Origin of the sequence: Frankia sp. AiPa1 (assembly GCF_023243075.1) — a bacterium.
Lineage (GTDB): Bacteria > Actinomycetota > Actinomycetes > Frankiales > Frankiaceae > Frankia.
Genome location: NZ_JALKFZ020000165.1, coordinates 1 through 12,218 on the forward strand (window position 1 = coordinate 1; position 12,218 = coordinate 12,218).

Consider the following 12,218-nt stretch of genomic DNA (forward strand, 5'->3'; position numbering starts at 1 on the left):
GGGGGGGGGGGGGGGGGGGGGGGGGGGGCGGGGGGGGGGGGGGGGGGGGGGGGGGGGGGGGGGGGGGGGGGGGGGGGCCCCCCCCCCCCCCCCCCCCCCCCCGACTCCCCCGACCGCAACGATCGGCAGGCCCGCGAGGCGCTGATCGACCACATCCCGGTCGACCCCAAGCGGGTCTTCCCCATGGGATACCTGGCCCCGCCGGCAGCTCCAGCCAGCGGGGGCGATGCCGACGGCCCGCCGGCCGGGGGGTACCCGGCCCCGGAGGCCGCCGCTTCGGAGTATGCGCGGCTGCTCGCCAGCCGGGCGGCGCCGGGTGCGAGCGTCCCCGTGTTCGACGTGGTGCTGCTCGGCCTCGGCCCGGACGGGCATGTCGCATCACTGTTCCCGAACCTGTCCGGCGTGACGGCGACGGAGGCCGTCATCGCCGTCCATGACAGCCCGAAGCCACCGCCCGTGCGCGTCTCGCTGACTCTGTCGACGATCCAGTCGGCCCGCGAGGTGTGGGTGATCGTCGCTGGCGAGGAGAAGGCCGAGGCGGTCGCCGCGGCGTTCTCCGGGGCCGGACCGATCGCCGTCCCCGCGGCCGGAGCGGTCGGCCGGGAACGCACCCTGTGGCTCGTCGACCGCGCGGCCGCCTCCCGCCTCGCGTCCGGCTGACGCCCGTTCCAGCCGCGTTCCATCCCCGCGTGCCGGCCGGCGCTTCTCAGCACCGGCCGGCACGCCTTCTCAGGTGAGAATCTTCGTCTTGCCGCGTTCGTACTCCACGTCGGAGATGACTCCCTGGTCATGCAGGTGGGCGAGCTTGCCAAGCTCGTCGGCACTGCTCGTCCCGGCCGCCTCGCGCAGATAGGAACGCCAGGCCCGCTCGTCCCGCTCGGCGACAGCCCGGCTGCGCTCGTGCATGCTCCCACCCCGGACGATCAGATAGCCGAGCACGCCCAGACACGGAAGCACGATGATGGCGGCGGTCCAGCCGGCCTTCCCCCATCCGGACAGATCACGACTGCGAAAGACATCCGTGATCACCGCCACCAACAGCCAGATCCACAACACGAACGCGAAAAACCACAGCATGTAGAGAAATACACTCAAGAGCGGAAAATCCGGATCCATCGCGGTACCTCCTGTAGCCACCGTTACGCGGGGCCCGCCAGGCCATTCCCACCCATTCCCAGAGCAGGCCACCGAGCCCAGACCCAGGTAATACCCGCTCACCCTCCGCGCCACCTCCCCACCCGCCCTCCGCCCCGCCCTCGCCTCGCCTCGCCTCGTTCTCGGCGCGACGAGGCGAGGGTCAGGGGGCCGCGCGGCGCAGGACGCCGTGACCGGAGGAGGTGAGCAGGGACGCGGAGTAGGAGAGATCGAGGTCGCCATCAGACCGCACGGTGACCACATCGACGTCCACGGCGGTGCAGGACGGCGCGCCGCCCGTGAGCTGCTCGTGGAACCGGGCGGAGGTGGCCCCCTGCCCGTCGTCGGTGGCAGGGACCTCGTGGCTGCTCGGATCGTCGTCGGCCCCGGCCGAGACCAGCCGCAGGTCGCTGGTGCAGCCGTCCCGCGGGTTACGCGCCGTGCCGACGGTCTCGCCGACCTGGCCCGCGCGCAGGGTCATCGTCAGGGGGAAGGACAGTGCGCCCTGCGCGACCGTCCCCTGCCACCGTCCGATCATGGCAGCCGGCACTGTCGCGATCAGTGGGCTGGGCGGAGCCGAGGTGGGAAAGCCGGACGGATCACGACCGTGGGCGTCGGCGTTCGACCCGCTGGCGGCGAGCAGATAGACGGCCCCCGCCACGAGCGCCGCCACCACCGCCACCATCACCATCACCGCGGATATGCCGGCGGGCAGCCATCCGCCGATCGGCAGCGTCCGGCCAAGGCTCGGCCGCCGCGGCCCGCCAGCGGCCGGATTCCGACCGCTGGATCGGCCGGGCGCCCCGAATCGGGCCTGGCCCGGAAGGCGGCCGAGCGGGACGGGAGCACCGGGGTCGAGAGACGACCGCCGTCGATCAGACGACGGGAGGGGTGGCGTGGCACTCGCCCCGGAGGCGGCAGGAGCATCCTCGGCACGGTCCGCTCGGGCAGCCTCCGCACCGGACAGGTCCGCCCCGCGATCCGTGGTGGTCGGGGTGAGAACGGCCGGCGCACGGGACAGGGCAGGCTGGCGGGCCCAGCGTAGTAGGGTCCCGGCACCGTCAGCGCCGAGTCGGGTCGCGGGGGACTTCGCCAGCAGGCCGGCGATGGCGTGGGCGACCGGACCGGCGCGGGTGAACTCCGCGGGATCGTCCTCCATGACGGCGCGGACGGTGGCGGCCAGGTCCTCTCGGGCGAACGGCGAGTGGCCCTCGACGGCCAGGTAGAGGCTCGCGCCCAGGGAGAACAGGTCGCTGGCGAGCGTCGCCGTCCCGTTGATCAGCCGCTCGGGCGCCGTGTAGGCGGGTGTGCCGCCCCCGCTGCGCAGGCGTTCCAGCGCGGCGACCACGAGCAGGCCACGATCGGCCGGCAGGATCTGGCCGTCCCCGCCGGCTCGAACCACCGGGCCGGGCCGGGCTGCGCCCGCCGAACGGTCGGGCAGGGTGGGGTCGGAGGCGTGGGCCGCGATACCGAAATCCGTCAGCAGCACCCGTCCGTCGTGGGCCAGCAGGACGTTCGACGGTTTGACGTCCCGGTGCAGAACGCCGAGCCGGGCGCCGGCGACGAGCGCGTCCAGAACGGCGAGGCCGATGTCGGCGACCTGGCTGACCGGCAGCGGGCCGGACCGGTCGACCACGGTGGCCAGCGTGTCGGCCGGCACGTATTCCATCACCAGCCAGGGCAGACCGTCATGTTCGACGGCGTCATGAACCGTGACGACGTGCGGATTGCCCCGCAGTTGGGCGGCGGCGCGGGCCTCACGCATCGCCGCGTCCACCTGACCAGCCCGCTCGGCGGCCTCGAGATCCGCCGGGAAACGGATCTCCTTGAGCGCGACGTCGACCCGCAGCACCTCATCGTGGGCCCGCCAGACCCGGCCCATCCCGCCGGCGCCGAGCCATGCCTCCAGCCGGTACCGCCCGCCGACGACCCGACCCACCCCGGCAGCGTCCCGGGCAGCCGGTGGCCCACCGCCAGTGCCAGCGTCCAGGGTCACAGGCCGTCCAGGGTCACAGGCCGTCCAGCGTTGTGGGAGAGGACGGCACGAAGCGCCAGGCGCACGGGCCGCGCGTCTCGGCTGGCCCTTGGAACGGGGGCGAGCCGGCCCCGTTCCAGCCTAGGAGGCGCCTCGCAGCTTCGCGAGCGCTTCGGCAAGGATCGCCTCGCCGTCCTTCTCGTTGCGCCGTTCCCGCACATACGCGAGATGCGTCTTGTACGGCTCTGTCCGCGGCGGGGCGGGAGTGTTCTCCCGGTCCCGGCCCGCCGGCAGGCCGCAGCTCGGACAGTCCCATGTGTCGGGGACCGCCGCGTCCGCCGCGAACGACGGCCTTGTCTCGTGCTCGTTCGCGCACCAGAAGGAGATGCGCTGGCGGGGCGCGGTCTCGCCCCGCTCAGCCTCTCCCATCGGTCCGGCCCCGACTCGGCTCCCCCGAATGGCGTTGCCACCTGCCACGGCCCGCGTGCTCCTTCGTCTCGTCCCATGGATGCGGCCCGCCGGCGCCGACCGACCCGCTCCCCCAGCACGGTGCCCACGTGCAGCGCACCGTGCTGGGCGGCGACCGGCCCGCAAGCCCGACGTTCCCGGCTCTCCCCCGGTTGTCCCTCCGGGTACGTCCTGGGGGGAGTGTAGGACGCCACAGCTCGACGTGGATGCACCGACCACCCCAAGTCGGCCACGCACACCCCGGACGATCATGAATGGCTGGCCCGCGACCCGCCCCGGGGCGGCAATGCGGTCAGCCGGAACCGAGGGAGATGGCGGTCGGATCAGCCGTGCCGATCGACGGCACGATCGTGAACGTGGTGACGTTGCCGCTGTGCAGCACCGGAGCGTGCACGACCGCGAGCGGGATGACCGCGGCGCTGGCGACGACGGTCTGCTCGAGCTCCGCCCAGTCGGTGGCCGCGTCCGACTCGGACCTCGCCCGCAGGGCGGCGTCCAGCTGACGCGCGGCGACCGGGTCCCGGTAACCGCCGTCGGCGGGCCGGGAGCCGACCCAGGTCTCGTCCAGCAGCGGTTGGAAGACGGTGCGCCCCGCGTCGCCGAACCAGGCCGGCATGATGCGGGTCAGTGCCAGGTCCCAGAACTGGCCGTTCGGCGCGACGGCGGCGGCGGTGTACTTGTCACCGGTGCGGATCCGCACGTCCAGGCGGATCCCGGCGCGGGCGAACGAGGTACGCAGGGACTCGGCGACCGCGGCGTCCGCCTGGCCGTCGGAGGTCAGCAGGGACAGCGCCGTCACGGGCCCACCGGGTGTGTCACGCAGCGCCTCCCGGCAGCGGTCCGCGTCGCCTGTGCCGCCCGCGCTCGGGAACGGATCGGCCTCGGTGTAGCCGGTCATCGGCTCCTGCAGCAGGCTGGTGGCCGCCGTGGCGAACTCCGGGCCGCCCAGCGCCGCGGCGAGACTCGTCCGGTCCACACAGTAGGGCAGCGCCTGGCGGATGCTCTGTTCGCGCAGCGCCGCCGCGGACGGGCCGTCCAGACCGACCGTGAGCGCCAGGGTGGTGCCGACCTGGTCGACCTCGAGCCGGTCGTCCTTCGCCTTCGCGAGTTCCTCGGCCCGGGCCGTGGGCAGCACGGCGCCAAGCGACATGTCGGCGTTGCCGGCCTCGAGCTCCTGCAGCATCTGATCCGAGGTCTGCCCGTCCGTGATCGTGATGTGGTCGACCAGCGCGGGACGGATCGGATCCGACGAGGCGTTCCACGACGGATTGCGGGACAGCCGGAAACCGGGACTGTCGTCCTGCGCCACGGTGAAGCGGTACGGCCCGGCCGAGACGAGGTTGTGGAGGTAGTCCAGCGAGTTCGGCTGATAGGCCAGCACCTCCAGCGGCACCGGGGACGCGGCGGGCAGGGCGAGCACGTCGACGAAGTCGTTCACCGGCGCGAGCAGGTGGAAGGCGACGGTGTCATCTCCGACGATCTCCACGCCCTCGATCGTGTTGCTCTCGATGAACGCGGCGGCGTCCGCGAGCGGCGTGGCGGCGAGCTCGTCGCAGAACTGGCTGAACCCGACGATCGTCGCGGCGAAGTAGCCGCGCAGCGGCGACGGGTTCGGCGGGGTGCACAGCCGCTTGACCCCTCGGGCCACGTCGTTCGCCGTGATCCGGCGCTGGTTGGGCGTGTCCCACCGGGCCGCCGCGCGCAGCCGCACCGTGTACACGAGACCGTTGTCGGAGACCACCGGCGCGCCGACGGCCAGATCCGGGCGGGGAACCGTCGACCTGGTCGGATCTCTGTCGGTCGGGTAGCTGTACAGCTGGCGGGTGACGAGCCGAGCCACCGCCTGCTCGCCGGACGAGACGGCCCAACCCGGATCGCCGTTGGGCATCCGCCCGGTGACGATGCGCAGCGTCCCCCCCGGCTTCGCCACCGGCGCCGTGGTGGCCGCGGCGGACGGGCTGGGGGTCGCGGCGATCGGACCATCGTCGCTGCCGCCGCCGCTACATGCCGCAAGGAGGGCAACGGCCGCGACCAGCGCGGCCACCGCCCGGGCTGACCGCGGGCTCAATTTTTCAGCAGCAGACCGAGGCCGATAATGCAGACGAACCACACGCTGCCCACGATGATCGTCAGCCGGTCGAGGTTCTTCTCCACCACGGAGGACCCGCCGAGCGAGGACGACACGCCACCGCCGAACAGCGTCGACAGGCCGCCGCCCTTCGCGCGGTGCAACAGCACGAGAAGGATCATCAGAATACTCGCGATGATCAGGGCGATCGACAGACCGACCGTCATTTTCGGACCAGCTCCCGCTCCCGGGGGAAGCGGTGGATCACCGCATCCCGATTGATCGTCGCGCCGGCGACGAGCCCGCATGTCACAGCGGCTCACGTTTCACCGCCGGGCTCGGGTCCGTCAGACCTGAACCGGCGTGAGATGCAAAAGTATCGCACCCGGCCAGGCCTGCCCCGCCCACGCGGCCCGGGCACTCCACCAGACCTCGCCCATCACGCACACAGCACCAGCGCCGCCCACCTCGCCGCGCATCCAGCCCCACCCAGCCGCACCTTCAGCAGCAGAGCGACCACCGCGGGCCCGCCCGAAGCAAAATTCCCGGACCGACCCGCCGGCCGGTCAGGCGGCGGGGCCGCTGCGGACGATGCCGACGAACTCCTCGGCGACGAGGCTCGCGCCGCCCACCAGGCCGCCGTCGACGTCGGGCATCGTGAACAGCTCGCCGGCGTTGGCCGCCTTCACCGAGCCGCCGTAGAGCACCCGGATGCCGTTCGCGACCTGTTCGCCGTACAGCTCGGCGAGCTTGCCGCGCACGGCGGCGCACATGTCCTGCGCGTCCTGCGCGGAGGCGGTGCGACCGGTGCCGATCGCCCACACCGGCTCGTAGGCGATGACAATGGTCGCGGCCTGCTCGGCGGTGATTCCAGCCAGCGAGCCGGCGAGCTGGCCGAGCACGTGCTCGACCTGGGTGCCGGCGACCCGGATCGCCTCGACCTCCCCGACGCACAGGATCGGCGTGATCCCGACGGCGAAGGCGGCCTTGGCCTTGGCGGCCACGGTGGCGTCGTCCTCGTGATGGTCGGCGCGGCGCTCGGAGTGCCCGACGACGGCGTAGGAGCAGCCGAGCCTGGCGAGCATCGACCCGGCGATGTCACCGGTGTGGGCGCCCGACGCGTGCGGGGAGAGGTCCTGCGCGCCGTAGCCGAGCGCGAGCTTGTCCCCGTCGATGAGGGTCTGCACGCTGCGGATGTCGGTGAACGGCGGGATCACGACGACCTCGACGGCCTCGAGCTCGGCGGGTTTGAGATCGAAGGCGATTTTCTGCACCAGCGCGATCGCCTCGAGATGGTTGAGGTTCATTTTCCAGTTGCCGGCGACCAGCGTCCGGCGCCCGCCACCGTTGGTGGATGTCGCGCTCACGGCTGAGCCCTTCTCGGATCGGCCCTTCTCGGATCGGCCCTTGTCGGAACGGCCCTTGTCGGATCGTCCGCGTCCCAGTGGTGGCATGTCCCGGTGTCCCCCGGTCCTTCCTGACGTGCGGTGCCCGGCGAACGCACTGCCGGGCGAGTGCGGCGCTCAGACGTCCAGGGCGGCGAGGCCCGGCAGGTCCTTGCCTTCGAGGTATTCCAGGCTCGCCCCGCCGCCGGTGGAGATGTGGCTGAAGTCCGCGTCGGGGATGCCCAGGCTGCGCACGGCCGCGGCGGAGTCACCCCCACCGACGACGGAGAAGCCGGAGCCGGCGGCGATGGCCTCGGCGACGCCCCGGGTGCCGGCGGCGAACGGCGCCAGCTCGAACACGCCCATCGGCCCGTTCCAGAAGACGGTAGCGGCATCGGCGAGCCGGGCGGCGAAGGCCGCCGTGGAGGCGGGGCCGATGTCCAGGCCCAGCCAGCCCTCGCCGATCGCGTCCGCGGCGACGGTCCGCGTGGCCGCGTCGGCGGCGAAGCGGTCGGCGATGACGACGTCGGTGGGCAGCACGATGCGGTCACCGCCCTCGGCGAGCAGCGACGTGCAGGTGTCGATCATCTCGGCCTCGAGCAGCGAGGCGCCGACCCCGTGGCCGAGCGCGGCCAGGAACGTGAAGCACATCCCGCCGCCGACCAGCAGGGCGTCGACCTTCGGCAGCAGGGCGCGGATCACGCCCAGCTTGTCGGAGACCTTCGAGCCGCCGAGGACCACCGCGTAGGGGTGGGCGGGGTCGCTGGACAGCCGGCGCAGCACGTCGAGCTCGGTGAGCACGAGGCTCCCCGAGGCGTGCGGCAGCCGCTTGGGCACGTCGACGACGCTGGCGTGCGCGCGGTGCACGGCGCCGAAGGCGTCCCCGACGTAGAACTCGCCGAGCGCGGCCAGCTCGTCGGCGAACGCGGCGCGCACCGCGACGTCCTTGCTGGTCTCGCCCGGGTGGAACCGTAGGTTCTCCAGCAGTGCCACCTCGCCGTCGCCGAGGGCCGCGACGACCTCGCGGGCGCGGGAACCGGCGATGTCACCGCTGCCGTCACCGGCGAACGCGACCGGGCGGCCGAGCAGCGCGCCGAGGCGGGCGGCGACCGGCTCCAGCGAGTACTGCGCGTCCGGCTCCCCCTTGGGCCGGCCCAGATGGGAGGCGACGATCACCCGCGCGCCGCGGTCGAGCAGCGCGGCGATCGTCGGGACACTTGCCCGGATCCGGCCGTCGTCGGTGATGCGCGGAATGTCACCCGACCGGTCCAGCGGGACGTTCAGGTCACAGCGGACCAGAACGCGGTGCCCGGCGACCTGCAGGTCGTCGATCGTCCTCACTCTGTGTTACTCCTGGGGCTCGAGCCGGGGGGCCGGCGGCAAGGGGGTGGGCAGCAGTCGCGACAGGCGGCGGCCGGCACCACCGCGGTCCCGGCCCGATCCCGCCGCCGGCACCGCGAGGGCGGCCGGCGGCGGATGCCCGGGCTAGAGGCGGGCGGCGACGAGCGCGGTCAGGTCGACCAGACGGTTGGAATAGCCCCACTCGTTGTCGTACCAGCCGATGACCTTGACCTGGTTGCCGGCGGACATCGTCAGCAGCGAGTCGAAGGTGCACGACGCCGGGGTGTTGACGATGTCGGAGGAGACGATCGGGTCCTCGGTGTAGACCAGGTAACCCTTGAGCGGGCCCTCGGCCGCCGCCTTGAACGCCGCGTTGACCTCCTCCTTGCTCGCCGGCCTGGTCAGCGTGGCGACCAGGTCGGTGACCGAGCCGTCGAGCACGGGAACCCGCATGGCGAGGCCGTCGAGCTTGCCCTTGAGCTGCGGCAGGACCAGCGCGGTGGCCTTGGCGGCACCGGTGGTGGTCGGGATGATGTTCTGCGCGGCGGCGCGGGCCCGACGCAGGTCGGAGTGCGGGAAGTCGAGGATGACCTGGTCGTTGGTGTAGGCGTGCACGGTGGTCATCAGGCCCTGGGCGATGCCGAACGCCTCGTCGAGGACCTTCGCCAGCGGCGCCACGCAGTTGGTGGTGCAGGAGGCGTTGGACAGGATGTGGTGCGTGGCCGGGTCGTAGGCGTCGTCGTTCACGCCCATGACGACGGTGATGTCCTCGTCCTTGGCCGGGGCCGAGATGATGACCTTCTTCGCGCCGGCCGCCAGGTGCTTGCCGGCGTCGGCGGCCTTGGTGAAGCGGCCGGTCGACTCGATGACGACGTCGACTCCCAGCTCACCCCACGGCAACGCGGCCGGGTCCCGCTCGGCCAGTACCTTGATCACCGAGTCGCCGGCCTTGATGCCGCCGTCGGTGACGCTGACCGGCGCGGCGAGCGTGCCCAGCGTGGTGTCGTACTTCAGCAGATGCGCGAGGGTCCTGCTGTCGGTCAGGTCGTTGACGGCGACGATCTCCAGGTCGTCCCGCTTGCTCGCCGCGAGCGCCCGCCAGAAGTTACGGCCGATCCGCCCGAAGCCGTTGACACCCACCCTTGTCGCCACGTCCTGGACTCTCCCTACCGTCGTGTGTCTCGTCGTGTGTCTCGTCGTTTGACCGTCACGACACCGTCGCGCCATGACGCCGTTCGGTATGACGTTGTCGAGGGAGGAGCCTAACGAGTTCGCACATCATCGGCCGCAATCCGAAGCGTGCGGTGTTGGTCTCCTCACACGAGGTCGCATTTCCCTCGCCCGTGCCGATCGCCGACAAACGCTGCCGGGCAGCCGCGCACGGTCGCGCCCCGCGCCGCCTCGACGGGCCCCGGGCCAGCACCGACCCGCCAGGCGAGTCCCTGCCGACCGCGCCCGGTTCCCACCTGGGGATGCCGGGCCGGGGCCCTGGTTCCGCCCCCTGTGGGCGATCCCGATAGTGCTATCCAGGGCACATTATTCCATCCCGACCACGGCTCACCGATCAGGCCGCAGCAGCCTCGCGAGTCAAGGCCCGGATCAGTCCCGGCGAGACTCGCCCCACCCAATTTCGTCTAACGATGCAGCGAATTGCCCGAAATCGACGGAGAGGCTCTGGCCGCGGTCAATCAGGCGTTCTCGAGTAGATCCGGGGAGACACTCGCCTCGGTGTTGGGGATACCGAGGGCGTTGGCCCGCTTGTCGGCCAGTGCCAGCAGCCGGCGGATGCGCCCGGCCACCGCGTCCTTGGTCAGCGGCGGGTCGGCCAGGGCCCCCAGCTCCTCCAGCGAGGCCTGGGCGTGCTCGAGACGCAGCCGGCCGGCGGCCAGCAGATGCTCGGGCGCGTCCTCGCCGAGGATGCGCATCGCCGCCTGCACCCGCGCCCCGGCCGCGACCGCCGCCCGCGCCGAGCGGCGCAGGTTGGCGTCGTCGAAGTTGGCCAGCCGGTTCGCGGTCGCCCGGACCTCCCGGCGCATCCGCCGTTCCTCCCAGGCCAGCAGGCTGTCATGCGCGCCGATGCGGGTCAGCAACGCGCCGATCGCGTCGCCGTCGCGAATCACCACGCGGTCGACCCCGCGCACGTCCCGGCTCTTGGCCTGCACACCGAGCCGCCGCGCCGCGCCGACGAGCGCGAGCGCCGCCTCCGGCCCGGGAGAGGTGACCTCCAGCGAGCAGGACCGCCCCGGTTCGGTCAACGAGCCGTGGGCGAGGAACGCGCCCCGCCAGGCCGCCGCCGCGTCGCAGGCCGAGCCGGTGACGACCTGCGGGGGCAGGCCACGCACCGGCCGGCCGCGCTGGTCGAGCAGCCCGGTCGAGCGGGCGAGCTGTTCACCGTCGCGCTCGACCCGCACGATGTAGCGCACCGAGCGGCGCAGCCCACCCGCGGCGAGCACCGCCACGGTGGACGGGAAGCCGAACACCTCGGCGACCTCTCGGCGCAGCCGGCGCGCGGTCGCCCCGGTGTCCAGCTCGGCCTCGACGACGATTCGGCCCCCGACGATGTGCAGGCCGCCGCCGAAACGCAGCAGTGCTGCCATCTCCGCTCGCCGGCAACAGGGCTTCGCGACCCGTAGCCGGCTCAGTTCGTCCTTGACGGTGGCCGTCATCGCCGCCACACCGATCACTCCTTGGCTTCGCCAGATGAGGTCCAGCGGACCACTCCGCCAGACGAGGGGCACACCGGCCGGGCGGCTCCGTTGACCGGAGCCCCGGTCTGTGCCGGAGGCACGGCTGCCGCGGGTGCCGTGGATGCCGTGGATGCCGTGGATGCCGCGGATGCCGCGGGATCCTCCGCCGCGAACACTGCCTGGAAGGCTGCGGCAAGCCGGGCCGGGTCGTGCACGGACGCGTCCGGGACCCGCACCGGAGCCAGATAGAGCTGGGCACCCAGGCGGGCCGCCGCCGCGGCAAGCGGTTCGAGTTCAGGCACCGCCGTCGGATCCGCCAGGACCACGTCGAGGTGCAGGCCGGGCACATGCCGGCGCAACGCCTCCAGATGTGCCTGCGGGGTGTAGCCGGAGGTCTCCCCCGGTTGGGCCGCCAGGTTGAGCACCATGAGTGTGCGGGCCCGGGACGAGGTGATCGCCTGGCGCATCCCGGGCACCAGCAGGTGCGGCAGCATGCTGGTGTAGAGCGAGCCCGGCCCGAGGACCAGCCAGTCCGCGGCACGGGCAGCCGCCACCGCCTCCCGGCAGGCCACGGGTTCGGCTGGAGCCAGGCGCACCCCGCGCACCCGGCCGGTCGTGGTGGCCACCGCGGCCTGCCCGCGCACCTCGCTGGTCACCTCAGGCGCGTTCGGGTCCAGCCCGGCGACGTCGGCGACGATGTCGATCCCCGCCGTCGCCAGCGGCAGCACCCGGCCCCGCACTCCGAGCAGCCCAGCGGCGAGGTCGAGGGCGGCCACCGGCGATCCGACGCGTTCGGCGAGCCCGGTGAGCACCAGGTTGCCGACGGCGTGCCCGCCGAGCGGACCGGGCCCGCCGAAGCGGTGCTGGAACAGATCGGCCCAGGCCGCCGGGCCCCCGTCCGATCCGGCGAGGGCGGCCAGGGCCATCCGCAGGTCGCCCATGGGCAGCGCGCCGAGTTCGGCTCGCAGCCGGCCGGAGGACCCCCCGTCATCACCCACTGTCACCACCGCGGTGAGCGCCGGGGTCAGCCGGCGCAGCGCCGCCAGCGACGCGGCAAGGCCGTGCCCGCCGCCGAAGGCGACGACCGCCGGCGCCGGACGTGCCGCCGCCGACCCGCCGGGACCCTCGCCCGGACGCGGCACCGCCCATGCGCCGTTCTG

General features: G+C 73.0%; 11 protein-coding genes. 1 reads left to right on the forward strand and 10 read right to left on the reverse strand.

Going from position 1 to position 12,218, the window contains the following annotated elements; all coding sequences use genetic code 11:
- A partial coding sequence (gene pgl / locus MXD95_RS19195) for a 6-phosphogluconolactonase (RefSeq protein WP_250642049.1) occupies positions 1 to 660 on the forward strand: 660 nt, incomplete at its 5' end.
- Positions 661 to 729: 69 nt separating this feature from the next.
- On the opposite strand, the gene MXD95_RS19200 is transcribed toward pgl, so the two are convergent.
- From MXD95_RS19200 to MXD95_RS19245, 10 genes are all read right to left on the reverse strand, one after another.
- A complete protein-coding gene (locus tag MXD95_RS19200; RefSeq protein WP_250642050.1) occupies positions 730 to 1,116 on the reverse strand; it encodes an SHOCT domain-containing protein in 387 nt (128 codons plus the stop codon).
- Positions 1,117 to 1,297: 181 nt separating this feature from the next.
- Positions 1,298 to 3,124 carry a serine/threonine-protein kinase gene (locus MXD95_RS19205; RefSeq protein ID WP_251078657.1) on the reverse strand — a complete coding sequence of 609 codons (1,827 nt, stop codon included), beginning with the start codon at positions 3,122 to 3,124 and terminating at the stop codon, positions 1,298 to 1,300.
- Positions 3,125 to 3,250: 126 nt separating this feature from the next.
- A complete protein-coding gene (locus tag MXD95_RS19210; protein ID WP_250642052.1) occupies positions 3,251 to 3,586 on the reverse strand; it encodes an RNA polymerase-binding protein RbpA in 336 nt (111 codons plus the stop codon).
- A 283-nt stretch (positions 3,587 to 3,869) separates the two neighbouring features.
- Positions 3,870 to 5,645, reverse strand: coding sequence for an ABC transporter substrate-binding protein (locus MXD95_RS19215; protein WP_250642053.1), 1,776 nt, complete (start codon positions 5,643 to 5,645; stop codon positions 3,870 to 3,872).
- The gene (gene secG, locus MXD95_RS19220; protein ID WP_250642054.1) at positions 5,642 to 5,872 is read right to left on the reverse strand and encodes a preprotein translocase subunit SecG; all 231 of its coding nucleotides are present in this window, start codon (positions 5,870 to 5,872) and stop codon (positions 5,642 to 5,644) included. Before secG ends, MXD95_RS19215 begins: the two co-directional genes overlap by 4 nt.
- Positions 5,873 to 6,211: 339 nt before the next feature.
- On the reverse strand, positions 6,212 to 7,099 hold the full coding sequence (tpiA, locus tag MXD95_RS19225; protein ID WP_374122079.1) for a triose-phosphate isomerase: 888 nt from the start codon (positions 7,097 to 7,099) through the stop codon (positions 6,212 to 6,214).
- Between the two features lie 69 nt (positions 7,100 to 7,168).
- Entirely contained in the window at positions 7,169 to 8,371 is a 1,203-nt protein-coding gene (locus MXD95_RS19230; RefSeq protein WP_250642055.1) for a phosphoglycerate kinase, read from the reverse strand.
- Positions 8,372 to 8,515: 144 nt separating this feature from the next.
- Positions 8,516 to 9,523, reverse strand: coding sequence for a type I glyceraldehyde-3-phosphate dehydrogenase (gene gap / locus MXD95_RS19235; RefSeq protein ID WP_250642056.1), 1,008 nt, complete (start codon positions 9,521 to 9,523; stop codon positions 8,516 to 8,518).
- A gap of 536 nt (positions 9,524 to 10,059) precedes the next feature.
- Positions 10,060 to 11,037 carry a DNA-binding protein WhiA gene (whiA, locus tag MXD95_RS19240; protein WP_250642086.1) on the reverse strand — a complete coding sequence of 326 codons (978 nt, stop codon included), beginning with the start codon at positions 11,035 to 11,037 and terminating at the stop codon, positions 10,060 to 10,062.
- 14 nt (positions 11,038 to 11,051) lie between these two features.
- A complete protein-coding gene (locus MXD95_RS19245) occupies positions 11,052 to 12,200 on the reverse strand; it encodes a gluconeogenesis factor YvcK family protein (protein ID WP_250642087.1) in 1,149 nt (382 codons plus the stop codon).
- Between the last annotated feature and the right edge of the window lie 18 nt (positions 12,201 to 12,218).